At 72.3% G+C, this 23,381-nt stretch carries 17 protein-coding genes and 1 pseudogene; 8 read left to right on the plus strand and 10 right to left on the minus strand.

Going from position 1 to position 23,381, the window contains the following annotated elements; genetic code table 11:
* The first annotated feature begins 6 nt into the window (after window positions 1-6).
* From VGP36_18605 to VGP36_18635, 7 genes are read left to right on the plus strand one after another with little or no spacing between them, the layout of a single operon-like run.
* Window positions 7-1,578 carry a methylmalonyl-CoA mutase family protein gene (locus tag VGP36_18605; GenBank protein HEV7656730.1) on the plus strand — a complete coding sequence of 524 codons (1,572 nt, stop codon included), beginning with the start codon at window positions 7-9 and terminating at the stop codon, window positions 1,576-1,578.
* Entirely contained in the window at window positions 1,559-2,017 is a 459-nt protein-coding gene (locus VGP36_18610) for a cobalamin B12-binding domain-containing protein (protein HEV7656731.1), read from the plus strand. Before VGP36_18605 ends, VGP36_18610 begins: the two co-directional genes overlap by 20 nt.
* Window positions 2,004-2,927 (plus strand): hypothetical protein, encoded by a 924-nt coding sequence (locus VGP36_18615; protein ID HEV7656732.1) that lies wholly within the window; start codon window positions 2,004-2,006, stop codon window positions 2,925-2,927. Before VGP36_18610 ends, VGP36_18615 begins: the two co-directional genes overlap by 14 nt.
* Complete coding sequence (locus tag VGP36_18620; protein ID HEV7656733.1) at window positions 2,924-3,301, plus strand: hypothetical protein; 378 nt, start codon at window positions 2,924-2,926, stop codon at window positions 3,299-3,301. Before VGP36_18615 ends, VGP36_18620 begins: the two co-directional genes overlap by 4 nt.
* Entirely contained in the window at window positions 3,298-3,648 is a 351-nt protein-coding gene (locus tag VGP36_18625; GenBank protein ID HEV7656734.1) for a MaoC/PaaZ C-terminal domain-containing protein, read from the plus strand. Before VGP36_18620 ends, VGP36_18625 begins: the two co-directional genes overlap by 4 nt.
* Window positions 3,645-4,889, plus strand: coding sequence for an acetyl-CoA hydrolase/transferase C-terminal domain-containing protein (locus VGP36_18630; GenBank protein ID HEV7656735.1), 1,245 nt, complete (start codon window positions 3,645-3,647; stop codon window positions 4,887-4,889). Before VGP36_18625 ends, VGP36_18630 begins: the two co-directional genes overlap by 4 nt.
* Window positions 4,890-4,923: 34 nt before the next feature.
* Window positions 4,924-6,504 carry an AMP-binding protein gene (locus VGP36_18635; GenBank protein HEV7656736.1) on the plus strand — a complete coding sequence of 527 codons (1,581 nt, stop codon included), beginning with the start codon at window positions 4,924-4,926 and terminating at the stop codon, window positions 6,502-6,504.
* A gap of 116 nt (window positions 6,505-6,620) precedes the next feature.
* On the opposite strand, the gene ligD is transcribed toward VGP36_18635, so the two are convergent.
* The 10 genes and pseudogenes from ligD to VGP36_18685 form a co-directional block, all read right to left on the minus strand.
* Window positions 6,621-7,592 (minus strand): non-homologous end-joining DNA ligase, encoded by a 972-nt coding sequence (ligD, locus tag VGP36_18640; GenBank protein ID HEV7656737.1) that lies wholly within the window; start codon window positions 7,590-7,592, stop codon window positions 6,621-6,623.
* 75 nt (window positions 7,593-7,667) lie between these two features.
* Window positions 7,668-8,627 (minus strand): 2Fe-2S iron-sulfur cluster-binding protein, encoded by a 960-nt coding sequence (locus VGP36_18645; GenBank protein ID HEV7656738.1) that lies wholly within the window; start codon window positions 8,625-8,627, stop codon window positions 7,668-7,670.
* Window positions 8,627-10,474: an NAD(P)H-dependent oxidoreductase subunit E gene (locus VGP36_18650; protein ID HEV7656739.1), complete on the minus strand. Its 1,848-nt coding sequence runs from the start codon at window positions 10,472-10,474 to the stop codon at window positions 8,627-8,629. Before VGP36_18650 ends, VGP36_18645 begins: the two co-directional genes overlap by 1 nt.
* Window positions 10,475-12,422, minus strand: a pseudogene (locus tag VGP36_18655) (molybdopterin-dependent oxidoreductase). It abuts the gene before it with no gap.
* A 55-nt stretch (window positions 12,423-12,477) separates the two neighbouring features.
* Entirely contained in the window at window positions 12,478-13,191 is a 714-nt protein-coding gene (locus VGP36_18660) for a hypothetical protein (GenBank protein HEV7656740.1), read from the minus strand.
* Window positions 13,188-14,129 carry an aminotransferase class IV gene (locus tag VGP36_18665; protein ID HEV7656741.1) on the minus strand — a complete coding sequence of 314 codons (942 nt, stop codon included), beginning with the start codon at window positions 14,127-14,129 and terminating at the stop codon, window positions 13,188-13,190. The genes VGP36_18660 and VGP36_18665 overlap by 4 nt, the downstream gene beginning before the upstream one ends.
* A gap of 61 nt (window positions 14,130-14,190) precedes the next feature.
* The gene (locus VGP36_18670; GenBank protein ID HEV7656742.1) at window positions 14,191-16,620 is read right to left on the minus strand and encodes a hypothetical protein; all 2,430 of its coding nucleotides are present in this window, start codon (window positions 16,618-16,620) and stop codon (window positions 14,191-14,193) included.
* A 12-nt stretch (window positions 16,621-16,632) separates the two neighbouring features.
* The gene (locus VGP36_18675; GenBank protein HEV7656743.1) at window positions 16,633-18,888 is read right to left on the minus strand and encodes a hypothetical protein; all 2,256 of its coding nucleotides are present in this window, start codon (window positions 18,886-18,888) and stop codon (window positions 16,633-16,635) included.
* A gap of 33 nt (window positions 18,889-18,921) precedes the next feature.
* The gene (locus VGP36_18680; GenBank protein ID HEV7656744.1) at window positions 18,922-21,066 is read right to left on the minus strand and encodes a hypothetical protein; all 2,145 of its coding nucleotides are present in this window, start codon (window positions 21,064-21,066) and stop codon (window positions 18,922-18,924) included.
* 16 nt (window positions 21,067-21,082) lie between these two features.
* Window positions 21,083-22,513, minus strand: a complete 1,431-nt coding sequence (locus VGP36_18685; GenBank protein HEV7656745.1) for a hypothetical protein — start codon at window positions 22,511-22,513, stop codon at window positions 21,083-21,085.
* Window positions 22,514-22,803: 290 nt separating this feature from the next.
* Here VGP36_18685 and VGP36_18690 point away from each other — a divergent pair.
* Window positions 22,804-23,381: hypothetical protein (locus VGP36_18690; protein ID HEV7656746.1), on the plus strand; the 578-nt coding region annotated here is incomplete at its 3' end.

The raw sequence follows: 23,381 nt of genomic DNA on the forward strand, positions 1-23,381 counted from the left end.
GTCGGGATGGACATCCGGACTGAGAGCGACATCCCCGTCGCCGAGTCGTACGGGCCGGGCGACGTGGGCGCGGCACCCGAGCCGGCGGGCACGTTCCCGTTCACCCGGGGCGTGCACCACGAGATGTACCGCTCCCGCCCGTGGCGCATGCGCCAGTACGCCGGCTACGGCACGGCGACGGAGACCGTCGAGCGCTGGCAGACCCTGCTGCGGGAGGGCCAGAACGGCATCAGCTGCGCGTTCGACCTGGCCACGCAGCTCGGGCTGGACTCCGACGACCCCGAGGCGACGCCGGAGGTGGGCCGTCTCGGCGTGGCCGTGGACACCCTGGCCGACATGGAGGGCCTGTTCGCCGCGCTGCCGCTGGACAAGATCGCGGCCACGTTCAACATCAACGCGCCGTCGGCGATCATCTACGCGCTCTTCCTCGCCACCGCCCGGCAGCAGGGCGCGGACCTCACCCGGGTATCGGGCACGCTCAGCAACGATCCGCTGGTCGAGTTCATCGCCCGGGGGCTGTGGCGGGTGCCGCCGCGGGCCGCCCTGCGGCTGTTCGCCGACACGTTCGAGTCCAGCCTGGAGAACACCCCGAACTTCTACCCGATCAACATCCGGGGCTGCCTGTTCTACGAGGCCGGCGCCTCGGACATCCAGGAGATGGCGTTCGTGCTCTCCTGCGCGAAGGAGTACCTGCGGACCCTGGTCGCCCGGGGCATGGACGTGAACGTCGTCGGCCGGCGGTTCTCCTTCATGATGTTCGCCGACCACAACCTGCTGGAGCAGGCGGCGAAGTTCCGCGCCGCCCGGCGGATGTGGGCGCACATCTGCCGGGACGAGTTCGGCGCGACCGACCCGTCGGCGATGAAGTTCCGGGTGACCGCGCCGGTCGGCAGCTACAACTTCAAGATCCAGCAACCGGAGCTGAACATCGTGCGCGGGGCGTACGGGGCGCTCGCGGCGGTGCTCGGCGGGTGCCAGGCGATGCTCGTGGCCGGCTACGACGAGGCGTACGACATCCCGACCGAGCACGCCGCGCTGCTGGCGCTGCGGACCCAGCAGGTGCTCGCCGAGGAGTCCGGGGTCACCAAGGCGGTCGACCCGCTCGGCGGCTCCTACTACGTCGAGGCGCTGACCGACGAGATGGAGTCGCGGGCCGCGGCCCTGATCGCCGAGATCGACGGGCTGGGCGGCATCGTGCCGGCCATCGAGCAGGGCTTCCCGCAGCGGGCGATCGCCGACACCGCCTTCCAGACCGAGCAGAGCATCGAGTCCGGGACCAAGCGGGTCGTCGGCGTGAACTGCTACGTCATGGACGAGGACCGGGACAACCCGGTCCCGCTGCACCAGGTCGACGACACCGCGCGGACCCGCCAGCTGGCCGCGCTCGCCGAGCACCGGCGGACCCGTGACCCCGGTCCGCTGGCCGGCGGGCTGGCCGCGCTGGAGACCGCCGCCCGCGGCGAGGCGAACCTGATCGAGCCGGTCATCCGCGCGGCCGAGGCCGGCGCGACGCTGGGCGAGATGATGGACCTGCTGGTGGCCGAGTTCGGGGAATACCGTGAGTCGTTCTCCGCGTGAGCCGTACCGGGGCCGGGTGCTGCTGGCCAAGCCCGGTCTGGACGGCCACGACCGCGGCGCGCTGGTCATCATGCGCGCGCTGCGGGACGCCGGCTTCGAGGTCATCTACACCGGACGGCGGCAGACCTCGGCCCAGATCGCGGTCGCGGCGATCCAGGAGTCGGTCGACGTGATCGGGCTGTCCATCCTGTCCGGATCCCACGTGGAGCTGAGCCGCCGCGTCCTGGCCGAGCTGGCCCGCCGGGACGCGGCCGACATCCCCGTCGTGGTCGGCGGGACCGTCCGGCCGCAGGAGCACGCGGAGCTGGAGCGGCTGGGCGTGGCGGCGGTGTTTCCCACCGGGACCCCGCTGGCGCAGTGCGTCGAGGGCGTCGCCCGGGTGCTGGCCGAGGACCCCGAGGACCCCGAGTCCGTCGTGAGCAGCCATGCGGCTGGCTGAGTGCTGGGGCCGGGACGGCATCCAGGCCGAGCGTCCCGTCCGGACCGAGGACAAGCTGGCCGTGATCGCGGCCGCGGGCACGTTCGGGGCCGGGCGGGTGGAGGTCGCCTCGTTCGCGCGGCCGCAGACCTGGCCGCAGTTCGCGGACGCCACCGAGGTCGTCGCCCGCTTCGACCGCCGCCCCGGCGTCGACTACCTGGTCTACGTGCCGAACCTGCGTGGCTACCAGCGGCTGGCCTCGGTGCCGGGTTTCGCCGAGCGCGTCGACTCGGTGCTCGTGGCGATCGCGTCGTCGGAGTCGTACAACCGCAAGAACGTCCGGCGCGGCACCCGCGAGGCCCTGGCCGAGATCGACGAGGTGGTCCGGGCGGCGACCGAGGACGGCTTGAAGGTGATCGGCTGCGTCGGCACCGCCTGGTCGTGCCCGATCGAAGGGCCGGTGCCGCCGGCGCAGGTCGTCGAGCTCGTCGGCTCGCTGCTGGCCGCCGGGGCCACGGAGGCGATGCTCGGCGACACGACCGGCGAGGCCGACCCGCGCACGGCCGCCGCCCTCGTCGACCTGGTACGGACCGAGTGCGGGGTCCCGCTCACCGGCCACTTCCACGACATGCGCGGCACCGCCCTGGCCAACGCGATCGCGGCGGCCGGCGCCGGCGCCGACTGGATCGACTGCGCGCTCGGCGGGATCGGCGGCCACCCGCCGGACGAGCACCAGGCCGCCTCCGCCGGAAACCTGTGCACCGAGGACTTCGCGGCCGTCGCGACGAGCAGCGGGCTGGTCGACGGCATCGACCTGGAGGCGGCGCTGGCCGCGGGGCGGCTGGCCGAGTCGGTGCTGGGGCGGCCGCTGCTGAGCCGGGTGCAGCGGTCGGGGCTGCCCGCGGCCCGCGCCCCGGGGGGACCGTCGTGACCGAGCTGATGACGTACGACCGGATGGCGCTGGGCCGGCGGTTCACGCCGGTCGGGTTCACCGTCGATGCGGCGACGCTGGCGGCGTACCGGTCGATCGCCGGACGCGTGTCGGACACTCCGACCGGCCTGCTGGCGATCCAGGCGCGCCGCGCGTACCTCAGCGAGGGGACGATGCCCAGCGGCGGCGTCATGGCGAGCCTGGAGGTGGAGACCCTCGGGCCGCTGCCGCCGGACACCCCGCTCCGGGCCTCCGCCGTCGTGACCGACCGGGCCGAGCGCAAGGGCCGCGGCTGGGTCACGATCGACGTGAGCTTCGCCGCCGGTGCCGCGGAGTTCGCCCGGGTCCGCGTGCTCGGGGTGTGGCCGCTGTGAGCGAGCAGGTCGTGATCGACGCCGAGCTCGTCCGGGCCTGGGCCGACCTGTCCGGGGACCACAACCGGCTGCACACCGACCCGGAGTTCGCCGCCACCACCCGCTACGGCCGGTGCATCGCGCACGGCCCGATCCTCGCCTCGATCGTGGGCGAGCTGCTGGCCACGTACGCGCCCCGATCTGCGGTGGCGTACCGGTTCGTCGCCCCGGTGTACGTGCCCAGCACCGTCACCGTGTCCGTCACCCGCCACCCGGCCGGCGCGGACGTGGAGTGCGTCGACCAGGACGGGACCACCGTGCTGACCGCCCGGGCGTCCTGGACGTCCTGGACGGATGGCGCGCCGTGACCGACTCCGCTCAGGACGCGTGGCGGTCGCTGGCCGGCGCCCGGGTGCTGCTCCCGTCCGGGTGCGGGTTCCCGGCCGAGTTCGTGGGCGCGATCGGCGGCGCGCTGACCGGCCGCGAGCAGGTCGAGATCGTCGCCGGCCTCGTGCTGACCGGCTACGGCTTCCTGGCCGAGCTGGCCCCGTACGTGCGCCTCACCACCTGGCAGTACGCGCCCGGGGTCGCCGCGGCCGGGAACGTGTCCTTCCTGCCGCTGCGCTACTCGCAGATCGTCGGGACGTTCGGTCCCGGCGGCGCGTACCCGGTCGACGCGCTGGTGCTGCACCTGTCCCCGCCGGCCGCGGACGGCTTCTGCACGCTCGGGGTGTCGCCGTCGTACCTGGCGCCGCTGGCCGACCGCGTCCCCCGCCTGATCGGCGTCGTCAACGAGCACATGCCCACCACCACCGGACATCGGCGGGTGCACGTCGACCAGCTGGAGCGCCTGGTCCGGCTGGACGCGCCGCTGACGGAGTTCGGCCGCAGCGGCTGGGACGAGGTCGATCGCGCGGTCGCCGGCAACGTCGCCGGCCTCGTCCGCGACGGCGACACCCTGCAGATCGGCCTCGGTGGCATCCCCGAGGCGCTGCTGCAGCACCTGTCCGGACACCGCGACCTCGGCCTGGTCGGGATGCTCACCGACGGCGCGATGCAGCTGATGGAGGCCGGGGTGGTGACCGGGGCGCGGTACACGCCGCACCCGGGCGCGGTCGAGGTCGGCGAGGTCATGGGCAGCCGGGCCCTGGCCGAGTACGCCGCGGCCCACGACACCGTCCGCGTCGTCGGGGCCGACTACGCGATGAGCCCGGACACGTTCGCCCGGGTGCCGGGTCTGGTCGCGGTGAACTCCGCCATCGAGGTGGATCTCGGCGGCCAGGTGAACGCCGAGACGGTCGGCCACCGGATCGTCTCCGGGGCCGGCGGCCAGTGCGACTACATGCAGGGCGCGCTGCTGTCGCCGGGCGGCCGGTCGGTGATCGCGATGCGCTCCACCGCCCGCGGCGGCCGGTCCCGGATCGTGTCCGCGCTGGGCGAGGGCTCCGTCGTCACCACCCCGCGTACCGCGGTGACCCACGTGGTCACCGAGCACGGCGTCGCCGGCCTGGCCGGCCGCACCCTGCCCGAGCGGGCGGCCGCGCTGGCGGCCATCGCCGACCCCGCCCATCGGGCCGAACTGCTCGACGCCGCCAAGCGGTGGGGCTGACCATGACGTACCCGACCCGACGCGAGGAGGCCCCGTGACCGCTCAGGGCGTACGACCCGACCTCATCGGGGACATGCTCACCTTCGGAGCGCAGCGCAGCCCCGATCGGGTGCTGTTCGCGATCGAGGGCGGCGACTCGCGTACTTACTCCGAAGTGGACGGACGCGCGACCCGGTTGGCGAAGAGCCTGCTGGGCCGCGGGTTGCGGCGCGGCGATCGCCTCGCCGTCTGGGCGGACGACTCCGTCGAGTACCTGGAGACGTACATGGCGGCGGCCCGGGCCGGGCTGGTCATGGTCCCGGTGAACAACCGGCTGACCCCGCAGGAGGCCCGCTACATCGTCGAGGACGCCGACGCGCGGGCCCTCCTGGTCTCCGACGGTCTGGCCGAGCGGGCCGACGCGACGTTCTCCGCCGGCGACTTCGCGCTCGTCGGCACGTACGGCCAGGACACCGCGCTGGGCGCGACCCGCTTCGAGGACCTCGTTGCCGGCGACGGCGTGGACGCGCTGCCGCAGCTGGACGAGGAGGACCTGTACATCATCGCGTACACCAGCGGCACGACCGGTTTCCCCAAGGGGGCGATGCTGACCCACCGGTCGCTGAAGAACCTGGCCCGGATGAACACGGTCTCCTATCACCTGCCGCTGGCCTCCGTCGCCGCGTACACCGGCTCGATGTCGTTCACGGCCACCGTGTGCGCCTTCGCGATGAGCCACCTGTTCGTCGGCGGGTCGATGCACCTGCTCGGCAAGTGGGACGCGGGCCGCGCGGTCGACCTCGTCATCCGCCGCAGCGCGACCTTCGTCTACGTCCCGACCCCCGGCATGGCGGACTTCGGTGCGGCCGTACGGGAGCGGCCGGAGGCGCTCGACACGCTGACCACGGTCCTGCACTCGGCCTCCAAGGCCCCGGCGCAGCGGCTGGCCGGCCTCGCCGAGGTCGTCGGGCCCCGGCTGGTCGAGGGCTGGGGGATGACCGAGATCAGCGGCGGGATCGTCACCGCCTTCACCGGCCGCGACATCCTCGGGCCGTGCGACGCGATGGACCTCTACGACTCCGTCGGCCGGGTGACGGTGGACGCGTCGGTCGAGATCGTCGATGAGCAACGGCGGCCGCTGCCGCACGACGGCAAGTCCGAGGGCGAGCTGGCCGTGCGGTCGACCTCGCTGATGGCCGGCTACTGGCATCGTCCGGAGGCGACCGCCCAGTCGATGCAGGACGGCTGGTACTACAGCGGGGACATCGGTTCCATCGACCCCGCCGGCTACGTGTACGTCCGCGAGCGCCGGGTGGACATGATCGTCTCCGGGGGCATGAACATCTACCCGGCCGAGGTCGAGGGCGTGATCGCCACCCTCGAGGGCGTGGAGGAGGTGGCCGTCGTCGCCGCTCCCCACGAGCGGTACGGCCAGACGGTGGCTGCCGCCGTGGTCGTCGCCCGCGGCGCGCGGCTGACGGAGGCCGACGTGATCGAGCACTGCCGCCGGCACCTGGCCAGCTACAAGAAGCCGACCGTGGTGCGATTCGTCGGCGAGCTGCCGAAGACCGTGAGCATGAAGCTCAAGCGCCAGGCGATCCGCGCGGCCCTGTTCGACGGGGACCGACCGTCGTGACCGGAACGGCCTGACGTGGATTTCGCCGCCGACGAGCGCACCCGCGGGCTGTCCGGACAGGTTTCGGACTTCCTGAAGGAGCAGGTGTATCCGGCGGAAGCCGTCCTGGCGGCCGGTCAGTCTCGCAGGCCGCGCCAGCGGGGGTGGCGGAGGCGGCCGTCGGAGCCGAGTTCGGCGTAGGCGACCTCGCCGCCGAGTTCCGGTCGGACCCAGTGGGCGCGGCGGGCGAACTCGCGGGGGACGGGGACGGCGTCGAACGGTGACGTCGGGGTCGACAGTGGTTCGAGGCGGCGCAGGAGGTCACGCAGAACGGCGTCGGTGAAGCCGGTGCCGACGTTGCCGATGTAGGCGAGTCCGTCCGGTGTGGACAGTCCCATGAGGAGGGAGCCGACGGTGCCCGCACGGCGGCCTTCGCCGGGGTTCCAGCCGCCGATGAGGATGTCGGCGGTCTGCAGGTTCTTGATCTTGCGCCACTCCTTGCTGCGCTGCCCGGGTCGGTAGGTCGAGCTGGTCCGCTTGGCGATGACCCCTTCCAGGCCCTGGGCGGCGGTGGCGGCGACGAGGTCCGGGCCGCCGCCGATCCAGGACGGCGGGGTCTGCCAGGCCGGCCCGGCGAGGTCGAGGTCGTTGAGCCGGGTCCGGCGTTCGACGTAGGGCCGGTCGAGGAGTGAGCGTCCGTCGGCGACCAGGACGTCGAAGATCATGTAGGTGACGGGGTAGCGGCCGACGAGGCCGCGGGCCTCGGCGTCGTCGGTGACGTGCATCCGGTGCTGCAGCCGCCCGAAGGACGGCCGGGCGTCGGCGTCGAGGGAGACGAGCTCGCCGTCGAGGACGACGGACATACCGGCGAGAGCGGCCCCGAGGGGATGGAGCTCGGGGTAGCGAACGGTGATGTCACGGTCGGTCCGGGACATCAGCCGCAGCCCGCCGTCCTCGGCGTAGGCGACGGCGCGGACGCCGTCCCACTTCACCTCGTACGCCCAGAGGTCGTCCTGCGCCGCCGGCGGGAGCTCGCTGAGCGTGGCCATCATCGGCCGGATCAACGCCGGCAGCCGACCCCGGCCGGCCGGGTCCCTCGGTTCCGCCATTCCGGCAGTGTCCCTTGCCGCCGTCGCCGGTTCAGCGCCGGTCGAGGCCCGGCCAGGACTTCCAACGGGGCCCGGTCAGGGAGCGGGTGGGAGGTTCTGGACGTGCTGGAAGCCGAAGCGGCCCTTGATGCAGAGGTGGCCGTGGGTGACCGAGTGGTCCGCCGGGCTGGTGACGTTGACGATCGAGTTCTGCTGGACGTGCAGTTCCAGGTTGCAGCCGACGCCGCAGAACGAGCAGATGGTCGTGGTGACGACCTCCTCGTCGGGGTGCCAGTCGTCGGCCTCGCGCAGCTCGTGCTCGCGGACGGACTTCAGGGCTCCGGTAGGGCAGACGCCGATGCAGTTGCCGCAGTAGACGCAGGCGGACTCGGGCAGCTCCGCGTTGAACTCGGTCGCGATGCGCGCGTCGAAGCCGCGGCCGGCGGCCGCGATCGCGAAGGTGAACTGGGCGTCCGTACCGCAGGCCTTGACGCACTTGTAGCACATGATGCAGCGGGAGTAGTCCCGTACGTAGAGGTCGTTGTCGACCTTCACCGGCTGCTCGACCGTCGCGGCCGTCGTGCCGTCGGGGGCGTGGTGGTGGCCGGCGTGCCGGGAGTCGCGGTCGGTCGAGGGTGGTGCCGGCGGGCCGTAGCGGGCCGCGTCGACCCCGTACGCGCCCATCCAGCGCTGGACGTCCGGGCTGGCCTGGGACATGTCCGCGGACGAGGCCAGCAGCTCCAGCACCATCCGGCGGCTGTGCCGCACCTTCTCCGAGTCGGTGCGCACCACCATCCCGTCCTCGGCCTTGCGCGCGCAGGACGGCACCAGCGCCCGGGAGTTCTCGACCTCCACCACGCACACCCGGCAGGCGTTGACCGGGTTCAGGTTCGGCGCCCAGCACAGCGTCGGGGTGTCGGCCTGCTCGGGCGTGCCCTGGTCGTGCAGCGCGTCCAGGATCGTCGCGCCCTCGGGTACGCGGACCTCCGTGCCGTCGATGGTCAGGGTGACCAGGCGGCCGATCTGCCCCAGCATCACCGGGCTGGTAACGGTCATCAGTGCGGACCCCTTCCCGTGCGCGAGCCGTTGAGCGAGGGCGGTGCGTCGAGCAGACCCAGCGACAGCGCGGAGCGGATCGCCGCCGGCGCGGTCTGCCCGAGCCCGCAGATCGAGGCGTCCTGCATGACCCGGGCCAGGTCGTCGAGCAGCGCGAGCTCGGTGTCCCGCGAGCCGATCGGAGCGTTGCGCTCCAGCCGGGCCAGCGCCTCCTCCTGCCGGACGGTGCCCACCCGGCAGGGCACGCACTGCCCGCAGGACTCGTCGCGGAAGAACGCGGCGATGCGCCGCAGGGTACCGGTGAGGTCCGCGGCGGTGTCGAAGGCCATCACGACGCCCGAGCCCAGCGTGGCGCCGATCTCGCGGGCGCCCTCCAGGGTCAGCACGACGTCGAGCTGGTCGGGCGGGACGAACCCGCCCGCCGCGCCGCCGAGCAGGATCGTGCGCAGCTCCCCGCGGATCCCGCCGGCGAGCACGAGCAGCTCGCGCAGCGTGGTGCCGAACTCCACCTCGTAGACACCGGGCGTGCCGACCGCACCGGACACGCAGAACAGCTTGGTCCCGGTGGAGCGCCCGCCGCCGATCGACGCGAACGCCGGCCCGCCGACGGCGAGCACCTCGAGCACGTTGTAGAGCGTCTCGACGTTGTTGATCACCGTGGGCTTGCCGAACAGCCCGCTCACGCTCGGGAACGGCGGCTTGTTGCGGGGCTCGCCGCGGAAGCCCTCGATCGAGTTGAGCAGGGCGGTCTCCTCGCCGCAGATGTACGCCCCCGCGCCGCGGCGCAGCTCGATGTCGAACGCGAACCCCTCGCCCATGACGTCGTCGCCGAGGTAGCCGCGCAGCCGGGCCGCCGCGATCGCCGTCTCCAGCCGCCGGGTGGCCAGCGGGTACTCACCGCGGATGTAGAGGTAGCCGCGCTCGCAGCCGGCGGCGTACCCGGCGATCGTCATCGCCTCGATCAGGCCGAACGGGTCGCTCTCCATGAGGACCCGGTCCTTGAACGTGCCGGGCTCGGACTCGTCGGCGTTGCAGACCAGGTAGTGCGGCCGCTCCGGCGCCTTGGCGACGCCGTCCCACTTCATCCCGGTGGGGAACGCGGCGCCGCCGCGACCGGTCAGCGACGCGTCCGTGATCTCCCGGACGACCCGGCCGGCGCCCATCTCGACCGCCCGCCGCAGGGCCGTGTAGCCGCCGGCGGCGCGGTAGCTGTCCAGGCTCTCCGGGTCGACGACCCCGACGCGGCGCAGCAGCCGCAGTCCCGCCTGCCCGGTCTGCGGAACGCTCACCGAGGTGTCGCCGAACGCCGCGTCCGCCGCGGCGAAGTCGGCGCCCAGGACGGTCTCGGTACGGGCCGGGGCCAGGCTGAAGTCCGGCGCGCCGGCCCGCTGGAACAGCACCGCCGGCGCCCGCTCGCACAGCCCGAGGCACGGGCTGCGTACCACGGTGGACTGCTCGGGATCGAGGCCGTCGAGCCCGGCGATGATCTCCTCACCGCCGAACGGGCCGCAGGCCACGTCGTCGCAGACATGCACGACGCGGGGCGGCCGGGGCTCGGTCGAGAACATCGCGTAGAAGGTCGCGACCCCGTACACGTCGGCCGGGGGGACGGCGAGCACCCGGGCGACGTGGTTCAGCGCCCCCGGGCTGATGTGGCCCACCGCGTCGGACACCGCGTGCAGCGCCGGGAGCAGCATGTGCCGCCGTCCCCGGGCCGCGTGGCCGCCGTCCACGAACCGCCGGTCGGGTCCCGGTACGTCGTCGGCGCCGCGGAGCGCGTCGAAGACCGCGTCGACGACCTCGGTCTCCTGCGGGGTCGCTTCGGCATCGGACAGGCGAAGATCCACTCAGTTCCCACTCCCGGCCGGAGCCTTCTCGATCCGTACGGCCGTCGCCTTGAACTCCGAGGTCCCCGACTTGGGGTCCCAGGCGTCGTTGGTGAGGACGTTGACGTCGACCTCCTCGGTGAAGTGCGGCGTGAACGACGCGAGCCCGGGCCGCAGGGACCGGTCCAGCCACACCGGTGCCTGCACCGACCCCCGCCGGGACGTGACGAGGACGTGGTCGCCGTTGGCGATGCCCAGCCCGGCGGCGTCGGTCGCGTCCATCCGCAGCGACTCCTGGCGGCGCAGCGGCGAGCTGTACCCGCCGGTCTGCACGCCGGAGTTGTAGCCGTCGAGCACCCGGACGGTGGTGAGCCGGATCGGGTACTCGGGCGTGAGCGTGTCCACCGGCGGCACGTGCTCCACCGGCGTGAACGGTGCCGGCGTCCCGAGAGCCTCGCCGGACGCCCACAGCCGCGCGTGCAGCATCGGCGTACCCGGGTGGTCGAGCTCGGGGCACGGCCACTGGAGGCCGCCGAGCTCGTCGAGCCGGGCGTAGCTCATGCCCTGGTGCCAGTTGAGCGAGACCGAGCGCAGCTCGTCCCAGACCTGCTCGGCGGTCGGCTGGCCCCAGTCGTGACCCATCCGGTCGGCGATCGCACAGATGATGTGCGTGTCCGGGCGGGCCTGGCCGGGTGGGTCGAGGGCCTTGCGGATGCGCTGCACGCGCCGTTCGGAGTTGGTGACGGTGCCCTCGTACTCGCACCAGTCGGCCGCGGCCGGCAGCACCACGTCGGCCATGTCGGCCGTCGCGGTCCGGAAGATGTCCTGCACGACCAGGTGGTCGAGCCCTTCGAGCATCTTGCGCGCGTGGCCGGCGTTGGCCTCGGACTCGGCCGGGTTCTCCCCGATGCAATACAACGCCTTGAGCTGGCCGGTCTCCATGGCCTCGAACATCTGGGACAGGTGCATGCCGGTCTTCGGCGGGATGGTGGCGCCCCAGACCTTCTCGAAGCGGTCGCGGGCGACGTCGTCGGCGAGGTCGTAGCCGCCCGGCAGCTTGGACGGGATGGCGCCCATGTCGCCGCCGCCCTGCACGTTGTTCTGCCCGCGCAGCGGGACGAGGCCCGAGCCGTAGCGCCCGACGTGCCCGGTGAGCAGCGCCAGGTTGATCAGCGCGAACACGTAGTCGGCCGCGTTGTGGTGCTCGGTGATGCCCAGCGTCCAGCAGATCTGGGCCCGGTCGGCCCGCGCGTACGCATGCGCCAGCTCCCGGATCAGCACGGCCGGGACCTTGGTGATCTCCTCACCGCGCTCCAGCGTGTAGGGCTCGACCGTGGCCTTGTAGTCCTCGAACCCGGACGTGGCCCGGCCGACGAAGGCCTCGTTGGCCAGGCCGGCGTGGATGATCTCCCGCCCGATGGTGTTGGCCAGCGCGATGTCCGTGCCCACGTCGAGGCCCAGCCAGCCGTCGGCCCACTGCGCCGTGGACGTCCGGCGGGGATCCACCGAGTACATCCGGCAGCCGCGCTTCAGCCCCTGCAGGGCATGGTGGAAGAAGATCGGGTGCGTCTCGCGTGCGTTCGAACCCCACAGGATCAGCAGGTCGGCGTGCTCAGCTTCCTCGTACGCCGAGGTGCCGCCACCCGCTCCGAAGACTGTCGTCAGACCGACGACGGAAGGAGCGTGTCAAGTTCGGTTGCAGGAGTCGACGTTGTTACTGCCCATCACCGCTCGCGCGAACTTCTGCGCGGTGTAGTTCATCTCGTTCGTGGCCTTGGAGCAGCTGAACATGCCGAACTCGTCCGGCCCGACGCCGCGGAAGCCGGCGGCGGCCCGGTCCAGTGCTTCGTCCCAGGTGGCGGGGCGGAGCACGCCGTTCTCCCGCACCAGCGGCTCGGTGATCCTGACGTGACGGGGACGGCGACGCCTCATCGACCCTCCAACTGGCGAGGACAGGACTGTGTAACACCCACGATAGTTGACCGAACGCGGTCCTCGGCACCCTCAGGATCGGGCAGCCGCCGCTACAGCCGGACGCGGGCCTCGTGGAGTCGTTCGTAGTGCGGGCGACTGCGGTCCGCCGCCTCCCGGGCGGCGCCGGCGAGCTCGACCGGCCGCGGCCGGTACGGCCGGAAGCCGGTGGAGGCGAGCACGGCGCCGTACCAGTGCGGCGCCCAGACGCCGTCGGAGTCCCGCGGCCCGGCCGGCCAGCGCAGCATCCGGTCGGTGAACTCCACGCCGGCGACGTCGCAGAGCCAGCGCAGGTGTCCCTCCGGGTCGCGCAGGAAGTCCGCGGCGTCGATGACGGGGACGCCGGCGCCGAGCTGGTCGTAGAGCTCGCCCTGCTGGACCAGTCCGATGTCCTCGGCCAGGACGTCCGCGCGCGAGCGGACGTAGGACGCGACGACCTCGGCCGGGTCGCGGATCAGCAGCACGTTCGTCAGCGCCGCGATCCAGTCCCGGGGCAGCTGCGGGAGGAGGTGGTGCGTCATGTGCTTCTGGTAGTAGACGCCCTCGACCGGCGCGGTGAGCTCGTGGACCACCAGCGGCCAGGAGGTCTCGCCCGCGGCGATCACCTCGTCACGGGCGGGATGGTCCAGGCCGGTCTCGCGCAGGTAGTAGGCGTAGAGCGGCTCGTCGACCACGCGCGTGTCCGGCCGGTTCTCCCACGAGCGCATCAGCGCGGTCGAGATGTTGCGCGGGCCCGACCACACCGCCAGCCGCACCCCGCCGGTCACGGCGCGCGCCGCCCGGCGACGTCCTCGCGGACGAGCTCGCGGTAGAGCTCCTGCAGTCGTCCGACCATCGGACCGCGGCGGCCGTCGCCGATGCGCCGGCCGTCGACCGTGTGCACCGGCACCAGGCCGGCGAACGTCCCGGTGACGAAGGCCTCGTCCGCGCTGTAGACCTCGGTCAGGCTGAAGCTGCGCTCGCGGGCCGGGATGCCGGCCCGCTCGCAGACCCGCAGCACGTTGCCGCGGGTGATGCCGCCGAGGCAGTACATGCCGGTCGAGGTCCACACCTCGTCGCCGCGCACGATGAAGAAGTGCGTCGAGTTGCAGGTGGCGACGAACCCGTGCGGGTCGAGCATCAGCGCCTCGTCCGCGCCGGCGGTGTAGGCCTGGATGCAGGCGGTGATGTCGTTGAGCTTGCTGTGCGAGTTGAGCTTCGGGTCGAGCGTGTCCGGCTGGGCCCGGCGTACGTGGACGGTGAACAGCGTCAGGCCTGTCACGGCTGTGGCCGGCAGCGGGTCCTTGTGCTCGGCGATGATCACCAGCGTGGCCGGGCCGGCCGACATGCGCGGGTCCTGGTACGGCGTCGACTTCGGCCCCCGGGTCACCATCAGCCGGACATGCACACCGTCGCCGTCCATGCCGTTCGCCTGGAGCGTCCGGTAGATCTCGGCGGTCAGCTCGTCCCGGCTGCGGCCGACGTCCAGCGCGATCGCGGCGGCGCCCTCCCACAGCCGGTCGAGGTGCTGCTCGAGGAACGCGGGGTGCCCGGCGCTGACCCGCAGCCCCTCCCAGACGCCGTCGCCGAGCACGAATCCGGCGTCGAACACGCTCACCACGGCCTGCCCGCGCGGGACGAGCCGGCCGTCGACGTTGACCAGGACGTCCGCGTTGCGCGGGTCGTCGGCATGGTCGTGGGTGCCGTGCGCGGTCGGGTGGTCCATCACCCCTGTGTTCTACCGGACCCCACCGCCGCGGCTTCGACCGCGGCGGCGGGGTGGCCGGTCAGGTGGCGGGGATGAGGGTGTCGGTGGTCGCGGTGTAGTCGGTCTGGTGGACCTGGCCGTCCAGGTCGATGCGGGTGCTGCGGTGCCGGAAGGTGCGCCGGGCCGGGTTGTGGATGGCGATGTGGACGTCGCGGGTCGCGACGTCGGTGCCGGCGAACTCCACCCGCAGCGTGCGGTGGTAGGCGGCGTCCGGGTCCTCGTACTCGAGGTCGATCGCGACGCTGCGGACCGTCGCGGGGTTCCAGGCCGGGACGATGCTGATGTCCAGGCGTGCGGCGAACGGGTCCACGACCGCGACCCGGGTGGACGTGGTCGTCACCGGGTCGGTCGTGACGACGGAGCCGTCCGGGAGCGTGTGCACGAAGCGGTACGTGAACTCCTGATGCGTACGGTCGGGCATCCGGATCCGCCAGGTCTGCACCGGGCTGTCGGCCTTCACCGTCAGCGTCGAGTGCTGCTCCCAGCCGCCGGGGTCGGCGTACGTCAGCTGCACCTCGGTGAACGAGAGGGAGTCGGGGTCGATGTCGGTGGGCTCGACCGTGACCTCCAGGAAGCCCAGCCGGCGGGACGGGTCCAGCTCCAGGGTCCGGTCGTCCGTCTCGCCGCTGAACGTGTACGAGATGTCCTGGGCGTGCCACGGGCCGGACGCCGCGAAGTTGTACTCGACGCGGTACCGGTAGTCCATGTCCAGGGCGGCGTTCATGAACGGCGTGAACTGCTGGGTGCCGGTGTGCGCCTGGTCGAAGATCAGGTCCGTGGTCTTCGGACCGCCCGGATCGTCGTCCCGGCCGTAGCTGAGGGCGACGTTGATGCTGACCAGCCCGAGCGCGGCGAAGTCGACGCCGCACTGCACGTCCACGGTGAAGACCCGGAAGAACGGGTCGTCCAGGTCGACATCCAGGAAGTGGGTCGGGCCGGAGAGGGACCCGGCCAGCTCGCTGAAGAAGCCCTGCGGGGCGTAGACGCGCTGGACGGCCTCGGAGCGGTCCAGTTCCAGCGAGACGTGCTTCTGCTCGGTCTTGCTGACGTACTTCAGCTTGAACGAGACCAGGGCCGAGCTGCCGCCGGCCGGAAGGCCGCCGGCTCCGGGCGTGCCCGTCGCGCCGGGCGGACGGACCGGGCCGGCCGGGGGAGTCGCGGTTCCGCCGGGCGGGCGGACCGGGCCGGCCGGCGGAGTGCCGGTGGCACTGCCGACCTGGCCGCCGCCGAGGGCGCCCGAGACCGCGTTGCCGACCGCGGCACCGACGGCGGTCCCGAGCGGGTTGCCCGCCGCGCCGGCGGCCGGGATCGCGCCGCCGGGCGGGATGGCGCCGCCGGGCGGGACGGGTCCGCCGGGCGGGATGGCGCCGCCGGGCGGGATCGCGCCGCCGGGCGGGACGGGTCCGCCGGGCCGTACGGGTCCTCCCGGCGGGACCGGACCTCCGGGCGGGACGGGCCCTCCGGGCGGGACGGGCCCTCCGGGCGGGACGGGCCCGCCGGGCGGGACGGGCCCGCCGGGCGGGACGGGCCCGCCGGGCGGCGTCGGAGGCCGTACCACCCCGGCGGGCGGCGGCTGCACCAGCGGCGGCCGGACCACGCCCGGCGCCGCCCCCACGGCCGGCGCCGGCGTCGTCGGCGTCGACCCGGGCGACAGCGACGGCTCGAACCAGTCCTTCAGCAGCTTGTCGCGGAAGAAGTCCAGGGCCCACTGCTCCTGCGTCGACACCTGGTTGTCCGGTACGAAGTCGGCCACGGTGATCTTGATCGCCCCGGTCTGCTTGAGCCATTCGAACGCGGCTTCCAGACCCGCCTTCACCCAGTACACCTGGGCTTCCAGGCCCACCGAGAGCTGCTGGTAGCAGACGGCGAGGTCGGCCTCGATCGTGACGTGCAGGGCCGGCCGCAGCCCGGTGAAGGTGAGCTCGTAGATCACCCCGATCGGCGCGGCGCCCTGCTGGAACGCCTGCTTCAGGATGGTGGCGCCGGTGGTCGACAGCTTCAGGCTGAACGCGGCCTGGTTGTCGCCGTACAGCGAGGGCACCGACGCGCCGAGGATCTCCTCCACGGCGACGAAGGCACCCGGCGTCGCGGTGGTGCCCGCGGACCCCTGCACGTTCAGGGCGATGCACTGCACCTCGCCCTGGTCGAACGGGACGGGCGAGAGCACCGGCCGCCCCGGCGCCAGCTGCTCCAGCTGAGCCTTGATCGACTCCGCCTCGCCGGCGTCCAGCCGCAGGTCGACCTCGAACATGAGGAACCCGCCGCCCCGGCCGCCCTCGTCGACGGCCGCGTTGCGGAAGGTGATCAGCGTGAACTCCGGCTCGTCGGTGACCGGCCGGTGGGCCAGCCGGACGGGCGCCGGCAGGTACCAGAACAGGTTCTCGTCGGCGTGGTCGCGGAAGACCGTGACGCCGTCGATCACCAGTGAGCTCGCTCCGAGCTGCAGCATGGCGCAGTCCCCTCAGTCGCGCGCGACGGCCAGGTCGGTGGCCCGCGTCTGCGTCCAGCCCCTGGTCTTCTTCAGGCCGTTGGTGTGGTGGTAGGTCAGCCGGTACCGGTAGGACGGGTCGTCGGTGTAGTCGAGCCCGAAGGTCTGCGGCGGTCCGCCCGGCACGAACGTGAGCTCGGCCAGCGGGGTCTCCGAGTCCAGCGGCGCGGCCGTCACGACCACGTCCCGCAGGCCGGTGGCGTCGGCTCCGGCGAGGTCGGCCGAGACCATGACCACGTTGTGCCGCGGCAGGTCGGGCCGGACGATCAGCCGGGTGTCCACTGTGGACGACGGTCCGGCCGCGACCGAACGGCCGTCGTGGTAGAGGATCGTGGCCTTCCAGGTGACCCGGCGTTCCTGCGGGTCCTGCAGGTCGACGCTGAAGGTCTGGGTGGCGTTCGCCTGGGTGGTGAACTCCATCGACTGGTCATAGCTGACGCCGTGCGGCGTGTTCTCGTAGTGCAGGTCGACGAACATCCGGTCGATCTGGGTCCAGTCGACCTGGGGGCTCACCGAGATCGTGCGCTTGGCCGGGAACGGATCGCGGATCCGGATCTCGCCCTCGTCGGTGCTCGTCCAGTCCTGCAGATGGTCCTGGCGGCCGTCCGCGCCGAGGTAGCGCACGCGGTAGTCGAAGGCGGCGGACGCGCCGGCCATCACGAACTGCACGTAGTTCCAGCCCGGCACGGCGGCGGACAGCTCGACCGTGGACTGCTGCAGTACGTCGTGCTGCGGGTCCGCGTACCGCAGCGAGACCTCCAGCGAGGACCAGCGGTCCCACGGCACGCCCTCGGTCCGGATCGGGACCGTCTCCAGCCGGAACAGGTCGTCGGTCCGGACCTCCCAGACCTCGGTGTCGTTCGGCTGCGGCTGGGTGTGCAGGGTCAGCGGGCGCTGCAGGTCCTCGACCTGGGTCAGGTTCACCGTGAGCGAGACCTGGACCGGCATGTCCATCCGGTCGCCGTCGAGGACCGACGTCCAGTCGACCTCCTTGTCCACGCCCGGGCCGTCGATCACCACCGACTTCGCCTGGTCGTGGTAGCGGAGCTCGGCGTCCACCGAGGAGATGTGGCCGGTGCCGGTGTCCACTCTGGACAGAACCCGGACCATGCGCCGCTGGAACCACGGGTCGTCCAGGTCGATGTCGTTGACGAAGGTCGGCGTCCGCGGCAGCCCGGAGGCGGCGATGGTGGCGGCGATCGCGTTCAGGTGGCCCTGTGGGTAGATCGAGCGCTTGACCGTGACGCGCTCGCTCATCGTGACGTCCAGCCGCTTCTTGTCGATCCGGCTGTAGTGGGTCTGGTTGTAGTGGAACGAGGGCAGCAGGCCGCCGCCGGTGGCGTGCTGCCGGTTCCAGGTCTCGAGCAGCTCGGTGGCCTTGTCCCAGCCGTCCGGCTGCGGCTTGGTGGGGTCGATGGTGGCCGTGAAGAACGCGTCGGTGATCATGTCGCGGACCTCGGCCACCGCGCGGTCCCGGCTGGTGATGACCGACTTGGTGTCCTCGCCCTCCGGCACGAACGTGTCGACCTGCAGGTCGATGACCCGGTCCTCGATGAGCTTGTCGACCGCGTCGGAGATCTCGGTGGAGAAGAACGCCGAGTCGACGCCGAAGCTCGTGTCCAGCCGGTCCTGCAGCCGGTCCCAGTCGATGTGCAGCCGGACCGAGTACGCCGGGCGCAGGGCGAGGAAGCTCAGCGAGTACACGACGCCGATCGGCGCCAGCTCGCCGTCCAGCGATCGGACCACGAGCACGGACGAGTCCTGGTCCAGCTCGGCCGAGACGGCGGCGCGGTTGGTGCCGTACAGGCTCGGCTTGGCCGGGTGCGAGATCTTCACGACGAACCGGGGGGAGCCGTCCGGGGCCGGTGCCGCGGCGGCGTCGTCCTGGGTGCCGAGGATCGTGAGGTTGACGGTGCCGTCCTCGAGCGGCACCGGCACCAGCCGCGGTACGTCGGTCAGGTGCAGCGCGTTGCGGATCGCCTGCGCGGCGCCGGTGAGCACGTCCTGGTCGACCCGCAGGTCGACGTCGAAGTTCAGCATCCCGCCGTTGTGGCCGGCGCCGGACTTGAAGCGCAGCAGGGAGAACGCGGGGATCTCCCGGCCCTGGTCGTCCACCCGGACCGACAGCCGCGGCTGGGCCGGCAGGTAGTACCACTGCAGCGGGTCGGCGTGGTCGGGATAGCAGGTGAGCCCGTCCACCGCGACGTACGGGGGGTTCAGGTAGAGCATGGTCGACCTCCTGGAGGCGAGCGGTGGCGGGGGTCAGACCGGGGGCAGCGGCGGCAGGACGAGCTCGAGGTCGTCGGTGCTCGCCTCGGCCAGCGGCCGCTGGCTGCCGTCCTTGAGGTAGTACACGGCCGACATCGAGTAGTCGCGCGGCGAGCTCTTGTCCGGCAGCTCGACCGTCCACGTCACCGAGGTGCCGTCGCGGAAGAGGAGGTCCTTGTCCTGGCGGGTGTCCGGATCGGTGCCGTACCGCAGGGCCACCCGCACCAGCGCGACCTGGCTGAAGTCGATCAGGTCCGGGACCACGGTGACGGCCAGCTTCCGCTCGACGTGCTCGCCGATCGTGATGGTGCCGGTGGTGGCGGTCGTCGGCTCGATCGTCTCGACGGTCCCGTCCTGGCGGCGGATGCTCCCGCTGTAGGTCACCGTTCCGGCGGCATGGTCGAGCACCGGGAACGACCAGTCGAGGAACGTGTTGTCCTTGTCCAGCGCGCCGGAGAAGTGCGTCGAGTAGTCGTTGGGCGCGTCGGTGTAGGTCAGGTCGACCATGATCGACTCGATCTCGGTGCTGAGGTCGCCCTCGGCGACGACCATCACCTGGCGCAGGTCGTTGAAGGGCGAGTTCACGTAGATCTGGCGGGCGGTCTCGCGCCACGGGGTCGACAGCGTCTTGCCGTCGGCGGTCCGGTAGTCGATCTTGTACGTCACCGCGTTCGTCCGCGGTTCGAAGATCGCCTTCTCCAGCCGGTGGGTCGGGTGGCCGGAGTCCAGGACGTACTGCTCCTCGATGGGGGGCAGCGTCGATGGCGTGTAGCGCACGGTCACCAGGGCGGTGGGGATCTTGGCGAAGTCGATGTTGCCGGCGGTGACGTCGACCAGCAGCAGGCCGGTGTCGTCGACGCCGATCGTCAGCTCTTCCAGCTTGCTGGTCCGCGCGGCCACCTCGTACGGCTGGGCGGTGTCCTTGAAGTTGACCCGGTAGCTGTACCGGTACTCCGGCGGCTTGCCGTCCAGGAAGCAGGAGAACGTGCCGGTGTCGTCGGCCTTGCCGAAGTGGAGGTCCTGGACCACAGGGTGGTTGCCGTCGAACTCCAGGTGGACGTCGACGCTGTGGATCGGCAGGTTCTCCAGGTCCGCGTTCAGCCGGACGGTCACGTCGAGGGTGCGGAAGAACGGGTCGTCCAGGTCGATCGTCTGCGCGTAGTCCCCCCACACGATCGGCTTTCCGCCGCCGTCGGTGAGCGAGGTGATGTTCGGCAGGGTGCCCTGCGGGTTGAAGGGCCAGAGGCTGGCGCTGCTCTCGGTGATCGTGTAGCTGAAGTCGTCGATCTTGATCTTCTTGTAGCTGCGCCGGATGTCCTCGTAGTCCTCGATCATCCCGCGGTCGCCGTCGTACTGGCCGAGCTGTTCGAGCATCTTCTTCGCGACCGTCTGCTCCAGCGTGTTCATCAGGCTGGCGCGGATGTTGTCGACGACGGTGGTGTTGGTGACGATGCTCGAGGTGATCTCGACCTTCATGACCTCGGACGACCGGATCTTCTCCTGGATCTCCTCGGTCCGCAGGTCGTCACCGCAGGTGGGGTTGTCGTCGGTGATGTGCTGGACGAACTCGTAGTACTTGTTCGAGTGGAAGCTCGCGGTGCCGCTGATCGGCGGGAGCTTGACCCAGGCGTTCATCTCGTAGCTGACCTGGATCACGCCGCCGCTGCCCTGCAGGGCCTGCTCGAAGAAGGTGGCCCCCTCCTGCGAGAGCTCCATCGTGAACGGCGTGATGTTGTTGCCGAACAGCGACGGGCTCATCGGGTTGGTCACCGACTCGATCAGCATGCCGCCGTCGGAGACGAAGTTCAGCTTGGCCGTGCCCTTGGCCCACTGGATGGTGCCCAGCTTGACCTTGGCGCCCGGCCGGGCCCGGCCGGCCTGGGCGGTCAGGTCCGCGATGATCTTCGTACGGACGTCCTCGTCGACCGCGAACTCCGCGTCGAAGATGATGAAGCCGCCGCCGAACGAGCCGTCCGGACGCTTGCGGGGGCTGCGGAACTTCAGGTACTTGAACACCAGCTTGCCCTGGTTCCAGCGGAACCGCGGCTGCTCGGGCAGGACGTAGTAGGTCAGCTCGTCCCGGTCGTCGCCGTACACCTGCAGGCCCTGCAGGGTCTGCACCTGGTCGATCTTCAACATGACGGTCTCCCCGTGGTCAGAGCTGGACGGTGGCGATGGTGGAGCGGACGGAGGACTGGACCCCGGGTACGCCGCCCGGGGTCACCAGCAGGCTGAGCAGGAGCTGGCCGGCCAGCTCCGGACCGCGGCTGACCACGAACCAGCTGGCCTGCCAGGTGTCCGGGCCGAACCGGACGGTCCGGCGGTCCGGCGAGCCGCGGTCCTCGGGCTGGTAGAAGACGTCGGCGTCGACGGCGGTCGCGCCGGCCTCGTGCAGGTGGGTGGCGTCGACGGTGACCTGGGTCAGGCCGAGGTCGGCGGGGGAGAGGTGCCAGGGGCCGCGCCCCCGGGGCAGGGTCGCGCTGTACGCGGGACCGGCCGCGTACCGGGTGGTGACGGCCAGCGAGTCGCCGTCGGGGACGGACACCGGGTCGCTGAACGGGGCGGCCAGGACCGCGCTCCCGCCCGCGGTGGCGACCTCGACCCGGGCCAGCGGCGCGTCCTGGGCCGCGAAGCCGAGGGCGACCGGCACCTGGGCCGCGGGCCCGTCGGGCGGCCCGGGGTCCGCAGCGCCTCCCGCCACCAGCACGTGCGCCGAGGGGGAGCCGCGCAGCCACTGGCCGACGTCGGCCGTCCGGACCAGCGGCTGGTGGTGCGGGCGGTGCGCGGTCGCAGCCGCCGTCACCACCGTCGTGCCGTCCGTCCCGATCGGCGGTCCGGGCGGCGGTGCCGTCATGCCGATGGCGGACGGCCCGGCCGGTGGTGCGGCCGAGGCGATGGCCGCGAGCAGGCGCTGGGACGCGTTCCGGTCGGCCTCGGCCGCCAGGTCCGCCTCCTCGGCGTCCGGCCCGTCCGGTCCGGGCCCGGGGGCGGCCGACCGGGTGCGCTCGATCAGGCCCGCGGCGACCAGCGCCTCGATCCGGCCCACCAGCGCGTCGGTGTCCGCGCCGGGCAGGTCCTGCGCCCAGGGCCCGAGCTCCGCGGCCAGCACGGTGGTCGCGCTGCGGCCGCGGGTCAGCGTGGCCTGGACCTCGATCTGGAGCAGACCGGGCTCGCCGACGCAGGCGCGCCGCACCAGCTCCAGGTGCTCGCTCACGTCGACGGAGAACAGGGCCGTGTACGGCGGCGTGCCCGACGAGCCGACCCGGGCCAGCTCGATGCGCTCACCCCGGACGGGCATCAGGACGAGCGCGACGGAGGAGACGATGAACGCGTCCGGGCTGACCGCGAAGTCCGCGGGCGTCCGTTTCAGCGACGCCGCGACCCGGTCGCGGATCGCCGCCAGCTCCGGCTCCGCCGGCCACCAGCGCACGCCGAGGGTGAGCAGTCCCGTCCGGTCGGAGACGTAGAGCATCGCGGCCGGGACGCCGTCGGCGTTCGTCTCGGGACCGGGGTCGGCGGGGACGATCCGGATCGCGGCCGGGACGCCGTCGTCCACCTCGTACGTGACGGTTGCGGGCCGGGTCATGGCCTCGTCGACTCACTCATGGGCGGGTTGCCTCCGGATCGGCCGAGCGGGATGCGACTCCCCATGTAGAGCGGCGCCGGCCGTCCCAGATACCGAAGTGCGAGCAGAACCTGCACCGGACCGCGATGTATCTCAGCGGGTCACCCGCGCTCTTGTACTCGAACGGCGCACCGGACCGGTGCGGCCACGGCAGCGGGCCGACAGCCCTGCTGCACAAGGGAATTCGACGACGGGCGCCGGCGACGCGCGTGCGGCACCGCAGATCGGGATCGCTCACGGGGGAGGCAGGAATGCTGGTGTTGCCGGAGCTGCCGCTGGGCTTCGCCTCGTCGGTGTACGCCGACGACGCCGATCCCCGCGTGTTCTACGTGGTTCCGGCGGTCCCGCGCATCCGGACGGACGACCAGGGCGGGCGCGCGCTGGTGTTCTACAAGTACCGGTCGGTGCCGCCGGGGGAGACCGAGGCCACCGGCGGCGGCTTCCTGGAGTTCCAGACCGAGCTCGCCCTCGACGACGCCGAACGCGACCGGATCCTGCAGGCGCTGCGGTCCCGGGCGGCCGATCCGGTGCTGAGCACGCCGGTCTATCTGGACGGTACGGCCGAGCTCGTCACGTTCACGCCGGCGCCCGGTGGTCTGGTCGAGGCCATCGAGGGATCCGCCCATCCATCGCTGTTCGGGGACAACGCGGCCGCCTTCGCGCTGACGCTCTCGCGGGACGGGGCCGTCCTGCTCTGGGACCAGCTGCGGGAGAGCCCGTCCCCGGTGGCGGTCCGCTATCAGCTCAGCATGCTGGCGCGGCTGCCGGCCGGGAAGGTGCACGTCTGGCTCCGGCCGGGGCCGCTGCGGGACGCCTGGGACCAGGTGGC

This window comes from Mycobacteriales bacterium, from assembly GCA_035995165.1.
In the GTDB taxonomy this organism is placed as follows: Bacteria; Actinomycetota; Actinomycetes; order Mycobacteriales; family CADCTP01; genus CADCTP01.

Coding starts and splice junctions, on each gene's coding strand:
- VGP36_18605 (HEV7656730.1), top strand. CDS start 7: ATGGACATCCGGACTGAGAGCGACATCCCCGTCGCCGAGTCGTACGGG.
- VGP36_18670 (HEV7656742.1), bottom strand. CDS start 16,620: ATGCTGCAGCTCGGAGCGAGCTCACTGGTGATCGACGGCGTCACGGTC.
- VGP36_18665 (HEV7656741.1), bottom strand. CDS start 14,129: ATGGACCACCCGACCGCGCACGGCACCCACGACCATGCCGACGACCCG.
- VGP36_18680 (HEV7656744.1), bottom strand. CDS start 21,066: ATGTTGAAGATCGACCAGGTGCAGACCCTGCAGGGCCTGCAGGTGTAC.
- VGP36_18685 (HEV7656745.1), bottom strand. CDS start 22,513: ATGACCCGGCCCGCAACCGTCACGTACGAGGTGGACGACGGCGTCCCG.
- VGP36_18615 (HEV7656732.1), top strand. CDS start 2,004: ATGCGGCTGGCTGAGTGCTGGGGCCGGGACGGCATCCAGGCCGAGCGT.
- VGP36_18645 (HEV7656738.1), bottom strand. CDS start 8,627: ATGACCGTTACCAGCCCGGTGATGCTGGGGCAGATCGGCCGCCTGGTC.
- ligD (HEV7656737.1), bottom strand. CDS start 7,592: ATGGCGGAACCGAGGGACCCGGCCGGCCGGGGTCGGCTGCCGGCGTTG.
- VGP36_18675 (HEV7656743.1), bottom strand. CDS start 18,888: ATGCTCTACCTGAACCCCCCGTACGTCGCGGTGGACGGGCTCACCTGC.